The organism is Sphingomonas yabuuchiae, from assembly GCF_014199595.1.
Taxonomy (GTDB): domain Bacteria; phylum Pseudomonadota; class Alphaproteobacteria; order Sphingomonadales; family Sphingomonadaceae; genus Sphingomonas; species Sphingomonas yabuuchiae.
Genome location: NZ_JACHNX010000004.1, coordinates 132,487 through 152,764, shown reverse-complemented (window position 1 = coordinate 152,764; position 20,278 = coordinate 132,487). Strand labels below are relative to the sequence as shown.

At 67.7% G+C, this 20,278-nt stretch carries 12 protein-coding genes; 4 read left to right on the top strand and 8 right to left on the bottom strand.

The window, feature by feature from the left end; genetic code table 11:
• The first annotated feature begins 170 nt into the window (after positions 1–170).
• The 3 genes from GGQ89_RS07385 to GGQ89_RS07375 are packed head-to-tail and all read left to right on the top strand — an operon-like array spanning position 171 to position 4,364.
• The gene (locus GGQ89_RS07385; RefSeq protein ID WP_184105270.1) at positions 171–1,850 is read left to right on the top strand and encodes an ABC transporter transmembrane domain-containing protein; all 1,680 of its coding nucleotides are present in this window, start codon (positions 171–173) and stop codon (positions 1,848–1,850) included.
• Positions 1,840–2,916 (top strand): efflux RND transporter periplasmic adaptor subunit, encoded by a 1,077-nt coding sequence (locus GGQ89_RS07380; RefSeq protein ID WP_056439184.1) that lies wholly within the window; start codon positions 1,840–1,842, stop codon positions 2,914–2,916. Before GGQ89_RS07385 ends, GGQ89_RS07380 begins: the two co-directional genes overlap by 11 nt.
• Positions 2,913–4,364, top strand: a complete 1,452-nt coding sequence (locus GGQ89_RS07375; protein WP_184105269.1) for a TolC family protein — start codon at positions 2,913–2,915, stop codon at positions 4,362–4,364. Before GGQ89_RS07380 ends, GGQ89_RS07375 begins: the two co-directional genes overlap by 4 nt.
• Before the next feature lie 239 nt (positions 4,365–4,603).
• Here GGQ89_RS07375 and GGQ89_RS07370 read toward each other — a convergent pair whose 3' ends face one another.
• Positions 4,604–7,135, bottom strand: a complete 2,532-nt coding sequence (locus GGQ89_RS07370) for a putative bifunctional diguanylate cyclase/phosphodiesterase (RefSeq protein WP_240456448.1) — start codon at positions 7,133–7,135, stop codon at positions 4,604–4,606.
• 266 nt (positions 7,136–7,401) lie between these two features.
• On the opposite strand from GGQ89_RS07370, the gene GGQ89_RS07365 reads away from it, so the two are divergent.
• Positions 7,402–8,265, top strand: a complete 864-nt coding sequence (locus tag GGQ89_RS07365; protein WP_184105268.1) for an alpha/beta hydrolase — start codon at positions 7,402–7,404, stop codon at positions 8,263–8,265.
• Here GGQ89_RS07365 and GGQ89_RS07360 read toward each other — a convergent pair.
• From GGQ89_RS07360 to GGQ89_RS07330, 7 genes are all read right to left on the bottom strand, one after another.
• The gene (locus GGQ89_RS07360) at positions 8,262–10,466 is read right to left on the bottom strand and encodes a beta-N-acetylhexosaminidase family protein (RefSeq protein ID WP_184105267.1); all 2,205 of its coding nucleotides are present in this window, start codon (positions 10,464–10,466) and stop codon (positions 8,262–8,264) included. The genes GGQ89_RS07365 and GGQ89_RS07360 overlap by 4 nt on opposite strands.
• A 67-nt stretch (positions 10,467–10,533) precedes the next feature.
• Positions 10,534–10,830 (bottom strand): hypothetical protein, encoded by a 297-nt coding sequence (locus GGQ89_RS07355; protein ID WP_184105266.1) that lies wholly within the window; start codon positions 10,828–10,830, stop codon positions 10,534–10,536.
• Positions 10,831–11,091: 261 nt separating this feature from the next.
• On the bottom strand, positions 11,092–11,436 hold the full coding sequence (locus GGQ89_RS07350; RefSeq protein ID WP_184105265.1) for a hypothetical protein: 345 nt from the start codon (positions 11,434–11,436) through the stop codon (positions 11,092–11,094).
• Positions 11,437–11,464: 28 nt separating this feature from the next.
• Positions 11,465–14,845, bottom strand: a complete 3,381-nt coding sequence (locus GGQ89_RS07345) for a S8 family serine peptidase (protein ID WP_184105264.1) — start codon at positions 14,843–14,845, stop codon at positions 11,465–11,467.
• Between the two features lie 285 nt (positions 14,846–15,130).
• Positions 15,131–15,685, bottom strand: coding sequence for a GNAT family N-acetyltransferase (locus tag GGQ89_RS07340; protein WP_184105263.1), 555 nt, complete (start codon positions 15,683–15,685; stop codon positions 15,131–15,133).
• Entirely contained in the window at positions 15,682–16,239 is a 558-nt protein-coding gene (locus tag GGQ89_RS07335; RefSeq protein WP_184105262.1) for a 4'-phosphopantetheinyl transferase superfamily protein, read from the bottom strand. Before GGQ89_RS07335 ends, GGQ89_RS07340 begins: the two co-directional genes overlap by 4 nt.
• On the bottom strand, positions 16,236–20,243 hold the full coding sequence (locus tag GGQ89_RS07330) for a Pls/PosA family non-ribosomal peptide synthetase (RefSeq protein WP_184105261.1): 4,008 nt from the start codon (positions 20,241–20,243) through the stop codon (positions 16,236–16,238). Before GGQ89_RS07330 ends, GGQ89_RS07335 begins: the two co-directional genes overlap by 4 nt.
• Between the last annotated feature and the right edge of the window lie 35 nt (positions 20,244–20,278).

The following is a 20,278-nucleotide window of genomic DNA, read 5'->3' as shown; positions in this document are numbered from 1 at the left end:
GGACACGGCAATTCCGATTGGCCACGATCATGATATGTCGTTACACCGACTTCACTAGGATCAGGCCGAAGCGTAACTTTCATGGAGGGGAACATGAGGGTGTCGCGGAGTGACGGTGGCCGTCGGCTGCCCGCTCCGGCTTGGCCAAGATACGGAAAAAGGGGCGCGTTTTGGCGGGACAGCGATTGGGTTTTCGGGATGCGGTGGGCTGGCTGTCGCAAATCATAGGCCCTGATTCGGCCTATGTCCGCCTTGGCATCGTCTATACCATCGCGATCAGCCTGTTGGCACTGGCGACGCCCATCTCGGTCCAGTTGCTGATCAACAGCGTCGCCAATACCGCCATGCCCGCCCCGCTCTGGGCGCTGTCAGGCGTGTTGCTGATGCTGTTGCTGATGGTCGCCGGGCTCAGTGCGCTCCGGGTGTGGATCATGGCCGCGTTCGAGCGTCGCCTGTTCTCGCGCGTGGTCGCCGAGGTCACGATACGTGCGGTCCATGCACAGGACCCCTTCTTCGCCGATGGCAATCGCGGCGACCTGTTCAACCGCTATTTCGATCTGGTCGTCGTCCAGAAATCGGTGCCCAGCCTGGTCATCGGCGCCTTCACCATCGTGTTGCAGGCGGTGATCGGGCTCAGCATCACCAGCTTCTACCACCCGGTCTTCCTTGCCTTCAACGCGGTGCTGGTCACGGCGATCCTGGTCGTCTGGCTGCTCTGGCGGCGCGGCGCGATCAGCGGCGCGGTGGCGCTCAGCCATGCCAAGCACAATGCCGCGCGCTGGCTGGAGAGCGTCGGCGGGTCCAACGGCTTCTACAAGTCGCTCCGTCATCTCGACTTCGCGATGAACCGGTCGGAGGCGATGACGGCGAACTATGTCAACACGCATCGCCGCTATTTCCGCTATCAATTCGCGCAGACTATCGCCTTCCTGCTGATCTATGCCTTTGCCAGCGCGGGCCTGTTGCTGCTGGGCGGCATGTTGATCCTGCGCGGGCAGCTCTCGCTGGGCCAGCTGGTCGCGGCCGAGTTGATCCTGTCGGGCGTCTTCTACGGCATCTCGCAGCTCGGCACCTATCTCGACACCTTCTACGATCTGGTCGCCAGCTCGGAAGAGCTGTCGCTGCTCTTCGCCATTCCGCAGGAGCCGATGGTGCGCGGCGACAATGGCCCGCGCGATGGGTCGGTCAAGCTGACCGACGTGGCGTTCAACGATGCGCGCTACAATCTGACGCTGGCGGCCGGGGAACAGCTGGTGACGGTGGCCGAGCCGGGGGCCGAGCGCACGCTGGCGATGCTGCTCAAGCGCCATGCCTTGCCTGATCGCGGGCTGGTGCGGATCGGCAATGCCGATCTGGGCTCGTTCGACATGTACCGCCTGCGCTCGGACGTGACGGTGCTCGACCGTTCGACCATCGTCGAGGTGACGATCCGCGAATATCTCCGCCTCGCCTCGGGTGAACTGGCCGAAAAGGCGATGGAGGCGCTGGCGCTGGTCGGGCTGGAACGCCGTCTGGCCAGCCTGCCGCAGGGGCTGGACACGCCGCTGGGTTCGACCGGCTATCCGCTGAGCGTCGGCGAGACCATGGCCCTGAAGCTCGCCAATGCGCTGCTGGTCGGCCCCAAGCTGCTGGTGCTCGGCCAGCTCTACGACCTGTTGCCGCCCGAGCAGCTGCGCGCCGCGCTGCGCCTGTTGAAGGAGCATGGCACCACCGTGCTGCTGTGCACCGGCCGCCCCGAGGACATGCAACTCGACGGCTATCTCTATCTCGGCCTGACCGAGCAGCGCCGCTTCGACCAGCTTGCCGACCTCCAGAACGCCTATCGCCGGGAGGACGCCGATGTCGCCTGATCAGCTCGCGCATTTCCGCACCCTCTCGTCGCTGCGCCCGCCACGGGTCACGGTCGCCATCGCCTGGATCCTGACGGTCGGCATCGCGGCGGTCATCTTCATCCTGTTCTTCGTGCCGTGGTTGCAGACCGCGCAAGGGCGCGGCCAGGTCGTCTCGCTCGATCCCACCGACCGCGCGCAGGACGTGACCGCTCTGGTGCCCGGCCGCGTCGAGCGCTGGTATGTCCATGACGGCCAGCATGTGAAGCGCGGCGATCCGATCGCGCGGATCATCGACCTCGATCCCAATCTGCTGTCCCGCCTGGCCGCCGAACGCGCCCAGGTGGAGGCCGAGATCGCCTCGGTCCGCCAGTCGCAGGCGGTCGCCCAGATCGACGTTAGCCGCACGCGCCAACTCTATGCGGAGGGGCTCGCCTCCCGCCGCGATTATGAACAGGCGCAGATCAAGGTGGCGGATTCAGGCGCCAAGCTGGCGGAGTCGCGTGCCAAGCTGAACCGCATCGACGTGCAGCTGAACCGCCAGTCGGCGCAGCTGGTCCGCGCCCCGCGCGACGGCCGTATCCAGAACCTGAACGCCGCGGCGGGCGGTGCCTATGTCTCGGCGGGCACCGCGCTGGCGGTGGTCGCGCCGGAAGAGGTGCAGCGCGCGGTCGAGCTGCTGATCGACGGTCGCGACGTGCCGCTGCTCCGCCCCGGTCGCCCGGTGCGTCTGGAGTTCGAGGGCTGGCCCGCAATCCAGTTCAGCGGCTGGCCCTCGGTCGCCTACGGCTTTTTCGACGGTCGCGTCCGCACGATCGATCCCAATGCCAATGCGCAAGGGCTGTTCCGCATCCTGGTCGAGCCCGCGCCCGGCAAGCCCGCCTGGCCCGAGCGCCGCTTCGTCCGGCTGGGCGGCAAGGTGCAGGGCTGGGTTCAGGGAGAGACGGTGACGGTCGGTTACGAACTGTGGCGTCAGCTGAACGACTTCCCGCTCGAATTCGGCCAGACGGTGAACGACAAGCAGGACGACAAGGGCGCGAAGGACGACGACAAGAAGATCGCGGCCAAGGCGGGCAAGCCGAAATGATGCGCTCGCTGCTGCTGATCTCCGCGCTCGCCCTTCCTGTCCTGTCGACACCCGTCATGGCCCAGCGGATCGAGGCGATCCCCGCGCCCGCGCCTGTGCCCCGCACGGGGCCGTTGACGCTGGACGAGGTGCTGCGCTCCTCCGCTCGCGCCGCGCCGCAGATCATCGAGGCGCTGGCCAAGATCCGCTCGGCGGAGGGTAAGGCGATCACCGCCGACGGCGCGTTCGACACGGTGTTCGAGGCCGAGGGCCGCTCCCGCACGCTCGGCTATTATGACGGCACCGTCGCCTCGGCGAGCGCGAACCGGCCGCTGAGCAACAATGGCGGTTACGTCTATGGCGGCTACCGGGTCAGTCGCGGCAGTTTTCCGGTCTATGAGGACCAGAGTTACACCAACCGTCTGGGCGAGGTGAAGGTCGGGGCGCTCTATTCTCTGTTGCGCGACCGGCTGGTCGACGAGCGCCGCACCCGCCGTACCCTGGCGTCGGGTGATATCGACATCGCCAGGTTCGAGCGCGAGGCCGTGGCGATCGGCGTGCAACGGCGTGCGGTCGATGCGTATCAGAACTGGGTCGCGGCGGGCCTGCGCCTGCGGGCCTATCGTGAGTTGCTGGACCTCTCGCTCAACCGGCGGGGTGGCCTCGCCCGGCAGGTCGAACTGGGCGCGCGTCCGGATATCCTGCTGGCGGAGAACGACCAGAATGTCGTCCGCCGCCGGGCACTGGTCGTGCGGGCCGAGGGAGATTTCCAGGCCGCCGCCAATGCCCTGTCGCTCTATTACCGCGATGCCGAAGGCGATCCGGTGCAGGTCGGGCCAGAGCGCCTGCCCGGCGGGGCCGAGGCGCTGTCCGGCGTCGCGGTGGCGGCGCGCCAGAATTTCGAACAGCGCCGCCCCGATCTCCAGGTGCTGCTGGCGCGGATCGACCAGGGTTCGGCGCGCCTGGCCCTGGCGCAGAACGACCTGCGCCCCCGCTTCGACCTGCGCGGCGAGATGGGCAAGGATGTCGGTCCCATCGGCCTGGGCGGCCCCAATCGCACGCCATTGGAGGCGGCAGTCGGCTTTCGCTTCTCGATGCCGCTCCAGAACCGCGCGGCGAAGGGCCGGATGGTCGAGGCACAGGCCGAGATGGACGCATTGTCGGCGCGCAGCCGCTTCCTGCGCGACCAGATCGCGGTCGAAGTCGAGGGGATCACCATCGGCGTCGATGCCGCCGAAAAGCTCGCGACCATCGCCGAGCAGGAACGCCAACTGGCCGAACGGCTCGCGGCGGCCGAGCGGCGACGGTTCGAACTGGGGTCGAGCGACTTCTTCCTGGTCAACCAGCGCGAGGAAACCGCGAACGACGCGCGTGTCCGCCTGATCGACGCGCAGGCCCGGATCGCGGCCGCCCGCGCCGAACTGGCCGCCGCCACCGCCGACCGCGCGGCGCTGGGGCTGGAGCCCTGAACGGGCGGCTGGGCGAGGATCTGGACCGTGATGACATTGCCTTGAACCAAGCCGAGCCCCTCCCCTTCAGGAGCATCAGGCAAACCGCGCCCCGCGCGGTTCAGATCAGGCTGGGAGCCTGATCGACCTGGTGCTGGGTTGGGGTGGGGCCTCGCCACAGGCGGCGTACTTGCGGAGGCCCCCCACCCCCTGCCCCTCCCCTGAAGGGGAGGGGTGAACCCATCTCAGGTCATCCCGCTCTACACCCGATCCGCCAACGGGGCATTGCTGGCGGGAACGACCGGCGCCCCATCGGTGATCGGCGCGAGCGCGACGGGGTGGCCGTAGAGATAGCCTTGCCCAAGCCGACAGCCGAGCTGGCGCAGACGCTCGGCCTGCCATTCGGTTTCGATCCCTTCGGCGATCACGACCTTGCCCAGGCCGATCCCCAGGCCCACGATCGCGCTGACGATCGGGAAGGTGCCGCCATCGGTTTCGTCGAACCCGGCGACGAAGGACTGGTCGATCTTGATCCGGTCCACCGGCAAGTCGCGCAGATGGACCAGCGAGGCATAGCCGGTGCCGAAATCGTCCAGCGCAATGCACACACCCGCCTCGTGCAACGTGCGCAGGCTGGACAGGATGCTGTCGGCGCCGCGGTCGAGCATCACGCCCTCGGTCACCTCGACGCACAGCCGCGATGGCGCGACGCCATAATGCGCCAGCCGTTCCAGCACGGTGCGCGCCGAACGCGGTCCGCCAAGCTGCGCCGAGGTGAAGTTGACGCACACCACGCCCAGCGCCTCGCCGCGATCGCGCAGCGCGATCAATGCCAATTCGAGGACATGATCCTGGATGCGCAGGCCGATCCGCTCGGCGACCAGCACATCGGCGAAGCGGTCCGGGGTCATCAGCCCGTGGACCGGATGGTCCCAGCGGAGCAGCGCCTCATGACCGCACACCGTTTCGGTCTCTAGCGAGACGATGGGTTGCAGGTATAGGACGAACTCGCCCTGATCCAGCGCCTGCTCGGCCTCCCCGGCAAACGCGACCTGAAGTTCACGCAGGCTGCTTTGCAGGGGATCATAGCGGACATAGCGCGCGCGGCCCAGCCGCTTGGCGGTGTAGAGCGCCAGATCGGCATTATGGTACAGCAGGTCGAGCGCTTCGGCATCGTCCGGATAGCGTGCCGACCCGATGCTGAGCGACATGGTCCGGCTGCGATCGCGGCCATGCCATTGCTCACCCTGGATGCCGGCGATGCGTTCGGCCAGGGCGGCCTCGTCATGCAGCGAGCCGGGGCACAGGATCGCGAACTCGTCGCCGCCGATGCGCGACACCCGCACATCCGCCATCGAGCGTACGACGCCGCCCAGCGCGGTGCCGACATGGCAGAGCAGCATGTCGCCGCTGGCATGGCCCAGCCGGTCGTTGACGTCCTTCAGATAATCGACGTCGATCAGGAACAGACTGAACGGAATGGACGCCTTCATCAGGGCATTGGCCTGCTGCTGAAAGGCGGCGCGGTTGCCCAGGCCGGTCAGGAAGTCGGTATGCGCGGCCAGCCGCAGCGTCTTGGTCTCCGCCATGTCGATCTCGCGCCGCTGCCGCGACTCGTCGAGTTCGCGGCGGATGCGGCGGAAACGGTCGGCGATCGCGAGCGAGAGGACCAGCGCCTCGAACGCCAGCGCCAGGAAGGTCGCCATGTCCACCGCGTCATTCTGCCGCACGAAACCCAGATTGCGCGCCAGCCGCAGGACGAACAGCGTGATGACCGGGCTCCATCCGATCATGTAGAACCAGACGACCCGGCTGCCCCGCCGCGCTGCCACGACGCAGGACCAGGCGATCAGCGCCGATGTCGCGGCGATGTCGTAGTTGAGCAGCCGGTCGGTGAGCACCGGGGGAAACCAGGTATCGGCGGCGGCCAGCGCGCCGAACACCGCCCCACCGATCGCCAGCCAGCGTCCCGCCCGGATCACGCCGGGGGACAGCACTCCGTCCTCGATGACCGAGAAGAAGAACATGTTGCACGCCGCGACCATCAGACCGACGAGCACGAACCAGATCCGCACCGCGATCGGCCCGACCAGCCACGGCACGAGCAGCGCCGCCGTGTTGGTCCAGATCAGGCCATAGACCAGCGCAACCGCTACCCAGAGCAGATACCAGCGCTGAAAGGCGGGCCGCCGCCCGGCATGGATCACCAGATTGTAGAGAAAGGCCGACAACAGGGTCCCGGCGAACAGACCGGTCAGCACCAGCCAGCCGACATCCGCGCCGTTCATCCTGCTGCCCGGCCGGGCGACGACCTTGCGCATCAGCGACAGGTCGTCGATCTGCCGGAAGCCGACATAAAGCTTGCCCACGTCGCGCCCCGGTGGCCCGACCACGAACTTCAGGAGGCCGCCGGGCGTCCAATGGCCCCGCAATTCATCATAGGACAGCACCCGACGCGTCGCCCTGCCGTCATGCGTGACGACCAGCAGGCCGAGGCGGTCGAACCGGGTCTGGTCGATCAACAGATCCCAATAGGGGGGCAAGCTGCCCAATCGGGACGTGTCCAGCCGCAACCACAGCCAGTCCGCCCCCCGCGTCGGGGCCTCCGCGCCGCAGCGATAGGGTGCCTCGACGATCCCGGCGTCGCTGGCGCCGTCCGGCAACGCGGCGCTGCAGACGGTCGGATACAGATCGACCGCCTTGGCGGAGGCCGCACCCGGCGTCATCGCGGCCAGCAGCAGCCATAAAAGGCCCCATGCCCTGACGTCCCAAACCCGCTTCGCGGCCTTCATGCCGACCCGTCCCCAACCCGCATTAATGTGACGGAAACAAGACGGCCAATCCCGCAGAGCGCCCCCGCTCCCGCCGCTTTCCCCACTTGCGCCCTGACCGCCTTTTTACGCTTTCGTCAATCTCCGTATTTCAGGCCTCTGAAGTACGGTGACTTTTTTCTGGACAATCGCAGGACCGGCCGGATCGCGGGGCTGGAATATCGCTTTTCCCATTTCGGACCGCACCCTCGCTGGCGGCAGGCACAGGCTTTGGGCATGGAAGAGTCATGACGCTGTTCCATCGGATCGCCCGGTCGCTCCCCGCCTCCCTGCCGCTGCTCGTCGCGGCCTGTTCGCCACTGGCGACCTTCGACCATCTGGTGCCCAAGGATGGCAGCGGCAGGCGGGTGGCCGAGGCGCTGGCCTATGGTTCCGATGCACGTCAGCGGCTCGACATCTACGCCCCGCGCAGTGCGGGAGCGGGTGACCGACCGGTGGTGGTCTTCTTCTATGGCGGCAGCTGGAACAGCGGGACGCGCAGCGGCTATGCCTTTGTCGGGCGGGCATTAGCGGCGCAGGGTTTTGTCGTAGTGATCCCCGACTACCGGCTGGTCCCCGCCATCCGCTATCCTGCCTTTGTCGAAGACGGCGCGGCGGCGGTGCGCTGGACGAAGGGGCATATCGCCGGGTTCGGCGGCGATCCCGCGAAGCTGGTGCTGATGGGGCATTCGGCGGGTGCCTATATCGCCGCGATGCTGGCGGTCGACGATCGCTGGCTGGGCCGTGACCGACAGGCGGTACGCGGGCTGGTCGGGTTGGCCGGTCCCTATGACTTCGCGCCCTTCGACGTGGATGTCAGCCGGGCGGCCTTCGGGGCCTGGCCGCGCCCGGAGGAAACCCAGCCGGTCCATTGGGCCGGAGCAGGCGATCCGCCTTCGCTGCTACTGGTCGGCGCCGAGGACAAGACGGTCCTGCCGCGCAACAGCGAGGCGCTGGCCGCCCGGCTGCGTGCGGGCGGCGTGCCGGTGACGCTGCGCGCCTATCCCAAGCTCGGCCATGTCGGGATGATCCTGTCGGTCGCCCGCCCCTTTCGCGGCCGGGCCCCGGTGGTGGCCGATGTCGCCGCCTTCGTCCGGCAGGTGACGCGCTAACGTCCGTCGGGGATCAGCCAGGTCTCCGCGACCTGCTTGCCGCGCCCGCTGCCGCCCATGCCGGGCGGGCGGGTCCAGGCAAGGTCCAGCGTACCGCCCGCCGTCGCCTCGCGCGGGATGGCGACCGTGACCCGGCTGGGGTTGGAAGCACGGACGAAATGCTCCTGCAACACGATGCGGCCGTTCGCGACCAGCCGCATCGGCAGCGTATAGTCCTCCCCCGCATAGGTGATCGTCAGGCTGTAACCCCGGCGCGGGTCGAGCCCGTCATAATGCAGCCGCAGCGGGCTGTCGTAGAGCGTCTCGGCATAATCGAGTTCGCCCGGCCACCAGCCGTCCGCCGGGGTCCGGTCGGCCATGCCGTCGATGGCGGTGGTGAAGAATTGCGGATCGGCCTGGAAACCGGGCCCGCGCACCAGATGCGGCTCGGCATCCGGGCGGCCCAGATCGTCATAGAGTGCGCCCTCCGCCCGGCGGCTCCGGTCGGGGATCGGCCAGCCCCTGGCCATCTGCGCCTCGATCCAGGCGCGGCCGGTCAGGTCGACATCGGCGCGGTCGAGATTGGCGCCCCGCTCGATATTCGACGCGCCGTAGCGCTTCACGCTGAGTTGCAGTCGCGCCGCCTGCCACAGCCGTTCGGCCAGCGCGTTCAGCCGGTCGAGCAACGCGGCGACCTCGGGCCCGTCGCCCGTCGCCAGGACGGCGCGCGCGCGTTCGGGATCGGGTGCGGCCAGGGCCGCCGCTCGCCTTGCACGGGCGGCAATGGTGCGGCGGCGGACCAGCGCATCATACACCGCACGATAGCGCAGCGAGTCGATCCGCCAATCGGCAAAGGCGGCGGGCCGGACCTGATCGGCGAGGCGCAACGTGGCGTCGATCGTGGTATTGGTGGCAGGGTCGCCGACCCAATTGGCCTCCAGCGCCGCCGGAAGTGCTGCCGCCCGGTCATCGCCGATGAACACCCGCGCATAGTCTTTCGCAAAGGCGCGGGTACCGGTCTTCGGGTCCCAACCCAGACGAAACCAGAGGAACTGGTTGAAATCGTCATTCACCCCCTCGGAATAGGTGATGAACCCGGCGGTCAGGGGAGCGAAGCGTGCAAAGATATGCGCATAGGCGGCGGGGCGCGGATTGATCGGCTCGCGCCCCTCGGTCAGCGCGAATTCGGGCCACCAACGCGGCACCGGAAACTGCGCATGCATGGTGTGCGCGATGTCGGGATAGAGGATCAGCGGATAGCGCGCCGGTATCCGCGCCCGCTCGACCGACAGCGGATCGCGCGTCTGCGGACCGACGAAGACGCCGGTCAGCCAGTCGGGCCGTTTGTCCAGTTCGCGGTAGAACGCCTCGAACCCCGCCGCGTCGAATCCTTGTGACGAGATATAGACGGGCGCCGTGGGACGGCGCGCGCGAAGCAATGCCGCCTGTTGCGCCACGAGCGGAAACAACCGCGCGGGCGGCGTATGCCCGGGATCGCCCCCGGGCACATAGAGCGCATCGACATAGGGCAGATCGGCCAGCACCCGCCGGAACGCCGCGACCTCGGCCGCCACCGCGCCGGGTTTGTCGTAATCGCCAAGCTCGGGATAATAGAGCGCGACATCCAGTCCCAGCCGGTGGGTGATGCGGGAAATTCCCGCCAGCGTCTCGCGCGGCGGGGCGGGGAAAAGCGGACCCGTCGCATCATCGTCGGACACCGGCGCGATGATCTGCACCCCGCTGGCCCCCCAGAGCGCGAAATCCTCGATCCGCCGCTGAAACATCGGCAAGGTCCAGGCATCGTAGCTGTTGTTCTTGGGGCGATAGCCGATCTGGGTCAGCCGCGTGGCATAAGTCGGCTGCTCGTCAACCGGTCCCCTCACGGTCAGCCGCGCGGTCCCGCCCTCGACGTCGAGATGGCGCAGCACCCAGCCTGCGCCATAGACCAGTCCCCGCGTGTCTTCAGCGGTGACGACCGTCACCGGCCCCACCCGCCGGATCGCAAAGCCTTCGCGGCCCAGCTTGGCGGGTGCGCGCCACCGGCTCCGCAGCGCGATGGGAAGCGCCGCCGCCACCGCCCCCGGCGGCGCGACCAGCACCCGGACGTCGCCGCATCGCACGACCCGCTCGGCGATCCGGCGGTTCAGCAGATCCGCCGCAACCTCCCCCCCTGCCCCGGCCGTCACGCAGGATGCCGCCAATGCAGTGGCAACGAAGATCATGCCGCCACACCAGGGGCGGTAAGGGACGGGGTATGATTCAAGATCGGCTCCATGGTTTCGCCTTGGTCTATGGTCGATCCACGTCGCTTTCCATAGGCCTTGCCCTTCCGTCGCGACGCAGCGCCCAGGCGGACGTGGCGCGGCTGGCCGCCAACATGTTGCCATGATTGATCCACACCGCCTCGCCCAGTTGCTGGATCACCGCCAGCGCTTGCGGGTGCAGCGCGCGTTCGACCAGCTGGCGGTTGTCGCGCGGAATGACGATGTCGGCACGCTCTTCCAGCAGGCGCAGTGTCGCCTCCAGATGCAACAGGTTCGGATAGACATTGCCCAGCCCGTGCCGCTCGCGCCGCCCCCCTTGCACCTGCGGGGACGGTCCGTCGGCCGTATTTGACCAGATTGGGGATATAGCGGTTCCCCCGCACCCGCAGGGATGGTCCCTCGCCGGGAACGCATGTCGCCGATTGAATGGAATTTCCACCGCACCTACGGATGGTCCTAAGCCCAACCATCAGGGGCGGGAAATGGCCGTCTTTGGCTTGAAGGATCGCAAGATCACCGAAGCATCTTTCGTCCCATCAGATATCGCCAAAGACCACGCATTCTGAGGGAAGTTGATCGCGGCTTACGGTTTCCAGGACTGCCCTGCCAGCCGCTCCAAGGCTTTCCGACGGGCGGCGGGATCGAGGCGGGACAACATGCGTCGCTCGCGCTTCGACAAGCTGCGCGCCTGCCAGCCATAGGCCGCCATGCACGCCTCGATCGTATCTCCGGGCACCCGGCCCGGCGTTCCATTGTCGAGCAGTGCCGCCCCGTCCGGGCGCTCACCGCCCGCCGCTGGGCCGGTGGTGATGATGCGGCACCGCCGGAGATCGGCTTCGACCTGCGCCGGTGTCGCTCCCGGCCGGCGATAAACGACCAGCGGCACCGGATCGGCCGCCACCGCTGCCACCGCCAACAGGACCGACATCACCACCATGTCGGCCCCGCCCGCTCCATCAGAAGGACAGCTTCAGCCCGGCGCGATAGGACTGGTTGCGCACATCGTCGCGTCCGACCGTCGAGTCCGCCGCCAGCGAGACGGTCGCACGGCCCGAACGATAGGCCACCCCCGCGCTGATCTCGCCCCAGTCGCGGTCCTGCCGTGCGGTCAGGAAGCGGGCCTGCGCCCGCGTGCCGCCGACGAATCCGGCGTTGAAATAGCCCGGCCGCCCCTCGAAATCATGGACATAATAAGCCGAGGCGAAGGGGCGGAAGCCGCCTTGCGTCGCGTCGATCTGAAGCCCCGCACGGCCCTGCACGCTCAGGAATCGGTCGCGACCATAGGTCAGCGCCGGACCGCTGCCCGTCTCACCCGTGGGGGTGAAGTCGATGCTACTGGTACGGATCGCCACGCGCGGGCCGAAACGCAGCGCCCCGCTGCCCTTCATATAGCTCGCCCCCACTTCGCTCGACAGCGCCAGCGCATTGTCGCGCGAGCGCAGGTCGAAGGGCGTGCCGACGAAGCTGCCCTGCCGCCGGGTCGAGGACTGGTACACGCCCGCGCCGAACTGCGCATCCAGCGCCGGGCCGAGCGTACCGCCGAGCCGTCCGTAGAGCGTGCCCTGGATCAGCTCGCCCTTGGCCGACTGGCCGAACCGCTGGTCGCCATCGATATCCGAATAGGACAGGCCGAAGCCCAGCGCGCCCGTGTCCGACACCCGCGCTTCGACACCGCCCGCGATGTAGAAGCCGTCGAACGGATCGCGACCGCCGACCGTGCCGGGCATCGCTGCGCCCGAGCCGTCGATATAGCCGCCCGCCAGATAGGCCGAGACATTGTCGGGCAGCATGTTTTCGCGGACCATGCTGGTCGGCGTATCGCTGACCGTCTGGGGACGACCGGGTGCGGCGATGGCGTTGGCGGCGAACTCCAGCGGCTTGCCGATCATCGCGACCGTGCCGCCCGCAAAGCCGTCCGGCGTCATCGCGGTCAGGCGATCGCGATAGAAGCGCGCGATATTGTCGGTCGCGGTGGTGCCGATCGCCCGGCGGGTCGCCTCGCTGCGCGGCGCGATCGCCTCCAGGCTGCCGCGGATCGTCCCGACATCCTGCAGGTCGAGCAGGTCGTAGGTCCCGCGCAAGCTCGCATAGGCGGATCGGTTGGCGTCGAGCAGACGCGCATAGGCGGTCTGCACCGGCGTCGCCGCGACGACACTGGCATAGGGTCGCGCGCCCACCGCCGCCGTCACCCGGCCCGCGCCATAGCTCAGTTCGGGATAGAGGATCGCACTGAAGGCGGTGGCGCTGCCGAAGCTGCCGGTGATGCCGTTCGACGCGGTGAGGAGCGTATAGCTGTCGCCATAGCGCGGCACATAGTTGACCGGGCGCAAGGTCAGGTTGCCGCCGCCCAGCACGATGCTGCGCGCCGCCAGTTGGTCGGAAGTGCCGGCGGGGCCGATATCCGCGACGAATTGGCTGCCCGATCCCAGGCTGGCGGTACCTGCCACGGTCAGCCTCCCCAACGCGCCGGTGCTGCCCGGCGAGACGATGCCGCCCGACCCGGCACTCAGCGATGCGACGCTGCCATTGCCTGCGACGATGCCGCCCGACACCGCCGTCACCGCCGATCGGGTCAGGCTGCCGTCCACGGTCAGCTGCCCCTGCTCGACACGGGTCGGGCCGCTATAGCTGTTGGCGGCGGTCAGGATCAGCTCGCCGCCGCCGCGCTTGACCAGACCGCCGATATCGTTGGGGAAGCCCGCCAGCACTTCGGCCGCGTAACGGTCGCGCGCGTCGGTGATCGGGTTGCTCCAGATATCGGTCGTGCCCGATGCGACCGTGACTTCGCGCGTGTCGCGCAGTGCGGTCGGCCCGCGCAGCGCCACCGCCATCTGCGGCGCGCCCCAGCCCGAGCGCAGGTCGACGCCCGGCGTGTCGAGGTCCCTGGAACTGGACACGAGGATGTCGGAGATCAGCCCGGTCTTATATTCGGGGAAATACTCCATCAGCAGCGCGGCGAAGCCCGAGACATTGGGCGCCGCCATCGACGTGCCGGTCAGCGCGGCATAGCCCGGCCCGGTGAAGCTGATGTATTTCTGAAGTTCGGCGGTGATCAGCGTATTGGCCTGGGTCAGCACCGAGGTGGAAAAGTCCCGCCCCAGCAACGTGACGTTGCCGGGAATGGTCAGGATCTGCGCCAGACGGCTGGTATAGCCGTCGGGATCGGGCGTCATGAACCGCGCGCCGTAAGCCAGCGAGATGCCGACCGCCTGTTGTGCCGCCTTGGTCCGCTCGGCCTCCTCGTCGAAGGGGCGGCCGAGTGTCTGGGCGATATCGCGCCGGACGATATAGTCGGTCAACACGCCCAGCCACGCATTGACCGCCGCCGTCTGCAACTGGGCCAGCGTCGTCGCGGCATAGATGGTCGGGTACATGGCGCGGGTGTATTTCGCGCGGATCGCGGTGCCGTCGACCAGATAGGTCTGCGCCGCGGACACGACCGAACTGCCCGGCCCCGACACGCACCAAGTCGCGGTCTGGCCGCACAGGCTGGTGCTGGACGCCGCCGTGCCGTTCACCAGATAGTTGGTGACCGACAACCAGTTGGAACGCAGCCGCAGGTCATTGAGCGGCGTCACCGCATCGACACTGGCATGGACGCCGCCGCCATTGCCCGCCGAGAAGACGACCAGCACGTCATTCTTCAGGACCGGATCATAGAGGCCGTTCAGCGTCTGCTGAAACGCACCGCGCGCCTGGGACGGGGTCAGCGTATAGGGCTGGGTCGAGGTCGAGCCCCAGCTGTTGTTGATGATCCGAACCCGCCCGGTATTGGCGAGCGCCGGGATATTCTCCTGCGCGGTGGCGACCATGACGTTGTCGAGGATCTGGTCGCGCCACCACAGGAAATCGCCCGCCGCGAAATTGGTCGTCGCCGACAGGATGTTCGCGCCGAACGCGTTGCCGAACATCACCCCGTTCGCCAGCCGGTCGCCCGCCGCCGTGCCCGCGACATGGGTACCATGGATTTCCCAGGGCCGTCGCGGATTGACCATGCCGTCATTGCCATAGGTCGCGGGGACGGGCGTGCGCAGCCCCGCAATCTTGCCCGATCCCGCAAAGGACGGATGGCTCATCACCACGCCCGCGTCGTTGATCCCGATCGTCTGACCCTTGCCCGACAGGCCCAGCACATAGGCATATTCCAGGCCCAGATAGCCCTTGGTGTAATCGACCGAGAATTGCTTGTCCTGCCGCCACGACGCCAGCGCCGCGTTATAGTCCGCCGTTCGCTGGCCATTGGCCATCACATAGCCGCCGGTCGGTGCAGGCGGCACATACTGGCTCTGCGCGGATGCCGAGCCTGCCTGAACCAGGCAAAAGGACGCGATCGCCAACAGCGATACGCGAGAAACGCCCACCCCCACGCTATTCCCCTTAATTTCGATTAATAACATCGACTTATCGGTGACACGGTTTTCATGGCGCCACAGGCCTGTCAACTCCGATAACGGATGAATTACAAAGGTTTGTAAAGTTTTCCTGTTTCGACTCCGCAACAATGGCGGATAACGTAGGGGAATGGATAAGGTAGGCTCCGGCGGCGTTGCGGATCCTTCTGCTCCTTATCGATGCAGACGGCGCAGCGAGCGAATCGCTCGTCGCAATGCGCTCGGTCGGCCCTAAGGCCTGCCACCTTCCCGGTCGGGTGAAGACAGGGTGCGAACGACCGTCGCCAGCGCGTCGTCGCGGCGGGCTGCCAGTTCGTCCGCCGACACCTTCGCCAGGTCGAACCGCAGCTCGTGCATGGTCATGCCGGAGCGATAACCTTCGGGCCAGACGGCGGTCTGCTCGAAGCCGCAGCGCAGGAAGAAGGGCGCCACCCGGGGCGAGGTGTCGACCGTGACATAGCGCGTCACCGGCCGCGCATGGACCGCGACATGGTGCAACCGCGCCAGCAGCAACAGCCGCCCCAGGCCGCCACCATGCCGGGCTGGCGCCGCCATGCCCCAATAGAGCAGCGCCTTGTTGTAATGCTCCCAGACCTCATAACCGCCGAACGCCACCGCGCGTCCATCGATCGCGACGACAAAGGCGGGGCCATCGGGCTCGTCCAGCGTCTCGATCAGCCAGTCGCGGTCCCCTGCCCCGAAATAGTCGGCGCGGTTGGCGTCGAAGATCGTCAGCACGTCGTCGCGGTCGGTCTCCGCATAGGGGCGGACGACGACGTCCCTCATGCCCATGACGCCACCGTCTCGATCGCGCCGCCGTCATCGCGGGTCCAGCAATGCGCGTCTCGCTCCCCGTGCCGGTGCGCGGTCGCCTGCCGGTCCTCGATCAGCCGCGTCTCGATCGTCTCGGCGGCGATATGCCGGGGGTCGCCGATCAGCTTGGCATAGGCCTCCTTGATCGTCCACCGGCGCAGCCATTGCCGGGACGGATCGGTCGCGTCTCGCAGAGCGCACGCCTCCGCCGGGGTCAGCATGTCCCAGAGCGGCGGGGCACTGTCGATGATCTCGCGATCCACCGCTATCGGCTGTCGCGCCGCCGCGATCAGGCAGGCCTCCCCCCGTCCGGCAAGGCCGATATACCAGCCTTGCGGGGCCGCGACCTGCGGCTGGCCAGCCGCACTCCGCGCCAGGCGGACCGGTCCGCCTGCCAGCCGAGAAAGCAACGCTTCGACCAGCGGCGCGCGCTTCCCCCGCCCCGGATCGGCCCTGCGCCAGATGACGGGGGCTTGGCCGTCCCACTCCAGCCGGTCGAGCGGCCCATCATGGCGCAGCGGGATCATGGCTCGGTGACGATCCGGGCCGGGCTGCCCTCCCAATTGGTACCATCGGGCAGCGTCTCGCCCTTCATGACAACCGACAGGTCGCCCAACTGCGCATCCGCACCCACTTCGGCATCGTACAGCACGATCGCCAGCGAGCCGATGGTGGCACGGTCGCCGACCTTGATCGCACCGACCTTCATCACCCGGTCCTCGAACAGATGCGTCTGGAGCCCGGCATAATCGTTCAGCGCGACATCGTCGCCGATCGTGACAAGGTCATGCTCGGTCAGGTCTGTGGTGTCGATATAGCAGCGCCTGCCGACCTTGGCGCCCATCAGCCGGAGGTAGAGGCCGATCCAGGGCGTGCCGCGCAACGGCTCCAGCAGGTTGGCGACCGCGAGGTTCTCATAGGTCGCGGTGACCAGTTCGGTCCGCCAGACGAAGGTGCTCCACAAGGGCGCGGTCCTGGCCCGGTAGCGCCCGACCACCAGCCACTTCAGCGCCAGCACGAACGCACCGCATGCCAGGCAGAAGCCGACATAGAGGAACGGGAAGGCGGAGATGATGACCAGTCCGCCGCGCTCCAGATCGTCGAGATCGCCGACCACCGACAAGAGCGCGCTGAAGAACACCAGGAAGGCGGTGAGCGACAGGGTGGTGCGGATCGCCTCGATCGACAGGCGTGTCGCGATCAGACCGCGCGACGGATTGAAGCGCGCGCCCTCGTCGAACATCGTCGCCACCTGCCGCACCGGCAGCTTGATGGCGGGCGATCCGAACCAGGTGCTGCCCGCCTCGGTCGCCAGGCTGGGGTCCTCGGGCGGCTTGGAGAGGACGCCGATCAGCACCTCGTCGCCGATCTGCGCGCCGGTGGGCAGCAGCGCGGAATTGCCGATGAAGCTGCGACGGCCGATCTTGGTATGCGCCAGTTCGATGGTGCCATGGCCGATCTTGGCCGCACCGAAGATGACCGAGTCCGCGATGAAACTCTCCGGTCCGATCTCGACCAGATCGGGGACGATGGCGCTGGCGGTCGAAATCTCCGCCCGCCGCCCGACCTTCACGCCCAGCGCGCGGTACCAGGGGACGACATAGAGCGTGGCGAAGATCGGGTGGAGCAGCCGCAGCGCCAGGTCGTTGATCTGTCGGACCATCCAGTAACGGACATAGAACCAGCTATCGAGGCGATAGACGCCCGGCTTTACCCGGCCCAGGATCAGCCGCTTGGCCAGCACCGTCAGCACGCACATCATGACGATATAGGTCGCGGCGAGCAGCGGCGAGACGAGCATGTACCCGTAACCGGTCGTCGCCCAGTCCAGCTCGATCAACGCGATCAGACCCGGCGCGATCGGCAGGATGGCGATGATCGGCAGCAGCAGCGCGCCGATGAAGATCGCCAGCGACGGCCCCGTACGCCTGCCCATTGTCTGCACTTCGCCCGGCGCAACCATCCTGTCGAAGGCGGCGGGCGAACCGGTCCAGCGTTGCCGCGCGGGGATCACCGTCTCGGCGGGAAGCGCGGCCATGTCGTCGAGGATCGCATCATCCTCCAGAGCCGAATTGCGGCCGACCACCGACTGGCCGCCGACAAAGGCGCGGTCGCCCAGCGTCACCGTGCCCAACCGCAGCAGACCGCGCTCGACCGAGCTGGTCGCCATCACCGCCTGGTCGCTGACGATGGCATCGTCGCCGCAGGCGAACAGGTCGGCGGTGTCGATGACGCCATTGCCGATATAGGCGCGCTTGCCGATCTTTGCGCCCAGCATCCGGTAATAGCCCCGGATCATCGGCGTGCCCGCCAGATAGGGCGTCGCCGTCACCGCAATGATCCGCCGCACCAGCCACCAGCGGAAATAGGTGCCCCCCCATAGCGGATAGTCCCCCGCCTTGAACCGCCCCGCGATCAGCCACTTGGCGGCAATCGAGAACAGCATCGAGGCGACCGGCACGATGGTGAAGAACAGCGCACTCAGGATCAGCGCGTCGATGCGCGGCATCCGCCCGGCCAGATGGGTATAGGCCACATAGGGGAAGAACCATTGCAGCCCGGCAATGGTATAGACGGGCAACAGCGCAACGGTCTGCGCGGCGATGCAGAGCAAGCGCTTCCATTCGGGCACGCGGTGGAAGCTCTCCTCGGTCTGAACCGCGACCGCCGCCGCGCCGCCAATCCGGGTCGCCAGCGCCCGGATAGTCGGGGCGGCGTAGAGGTCTTCCAGCGACAGCCCCTCCAGCCCCGCGACCTTGCGCGCCGCCGAGACGAGGCGCGCGGCCTTTAGCGAGTGACCGCCCAGATCCTCGAACAGATCGTCGGTGACGGACACCGGCTGCGGCGCGAAGGCTTCGGCCCAGATGGCGTGGAGCTTCTTCTCCATCGGCGTGGCGGGCGGCTCGATCGCGCGGCCGGCGTCGACGGTAATTTCGGGTTTTACCAGCGCCTTGCGATCCACTTTGCCCGAGGCGGGCAAGGTCGGCAGCGCCGCCATCACCTGATAGGCGGCGGGCCGCATATAATTGGGCAGGCGTTCGGTGACCCGCGCCTTGATGTCGGCGATGTCGATCGTCTCGCCGCTGCGCGCCACGAGGAAGGCAGCCAAAAACTCCGAACCATCGGCATCGGTGAACAGGTGGACGACCGCCTGCGCGACGCCCGTCGCCTCGCCGATCACTGCCTCGATCTCGGCCAGCTCGACGCGAAAGCCGCGAATCTTCACCTGGGTGTCGATTCGCCCGACGAAATCGATGTCGCCCGCCGCGTCGAGCCGAACCAGGTCGCCGGAGCGATAGATACGCTCCGGCGCGCCCGACACGGTGTCGAACGGGGTCATGGTGAACTTCTCGGCCGTCAGGTCTGGGCGGTTGACGTAACCGACGCCGACGCCGGGGCCGCCGATGACCAGTTCGCCCTCCTGCCCCGCCTCGACCGGCTGCAACGCCTCATCGACGATCCAGGCGGTATAGCCGGGCAACGGCTTGCCGATGGTGATGCGCTTGCCCGGCTGCACCTCGGTCCAGGTCGCCGTCACCGAGGTTTCGGTCGGGCCATAGGTGTTGAGCAACCGCAGGCCGGGCCGCGCCAGACGGCGCGGCAGGTCGGCGGGGCACGCCTCACCGCCCATGTTGATCAGGCGAAGCGTCGGCACCGGATGCTCGACCAGCGCGATCAACGAGGGAACGACATGCCAGATCGTCGTCTTTTCCGCCGCCAGCGTGACGGCGACGTCGGGGCCGCTCGCGGCCAGCGGCTCGGTCGCGACGAGCAGCTTGGCGCCGACGAAGAACGCGCTCCACATCGTCTCGACCGACATGTCGAAGGCCAGGCTGAACCCGCCGAACACGATGTCGTCGGGCTCCAGCGCCAGGATCGCGCTTTCGGAGCGGACCAGGTGACAGGCATTGGCATGGGTGATCATCACCCCCTTGGGCCGCCCGGTCGTGCCCGAGGTATAGATGATATAGGCCAGATCGTGGCGGTCCGATCCCGTCACCTCGCGCCCCATCGGCACCGGCGGCTCGGCAGCCAGGTCGCCCAGCTCGGCATCCAGCGCGAGCGTCGCGCCCGGTATCTCCGCCGCCCGTGCGCCGGTGGTAATGGTCAGCGCGGCGCCGCTATCCTCGATGATGAAGGCGATGCGGTCCTGCGGATAACCCCAGTCGACCGGCACATAGGCCGCGCCCGAACGCAGCACGCCCAGGATCGCCATATACTGGTCCAGCCCGCGCGGCAGGCACAGCACGACCCGGTCGCCCTTCCCCACGCCCTGCGCCCGCAGCCGGTGCGCCAGCGACAGGCTGCGCTGCGCCAGCATGTCATAGGTCCATTCGGTCGAGCGGCCGAACTCCTCGTCCGCACCGATCAGCTTCAGCGCGGTCGTCCAGCCGCGCGTCCGGCAGCTCGCGTCGAACAGCTCGTGCAGCAACTCGTCACGGGCATAGGGCCGGTCGGGACGCAGCGCCGGGGCCGGGGCGATCGCGGCGTGGATGCTCGGGACGGCGGGGGCTTCGGTATCTCCGAGCATCAACGGACTTTCTTGCGCAAGGATATTTACGGGGC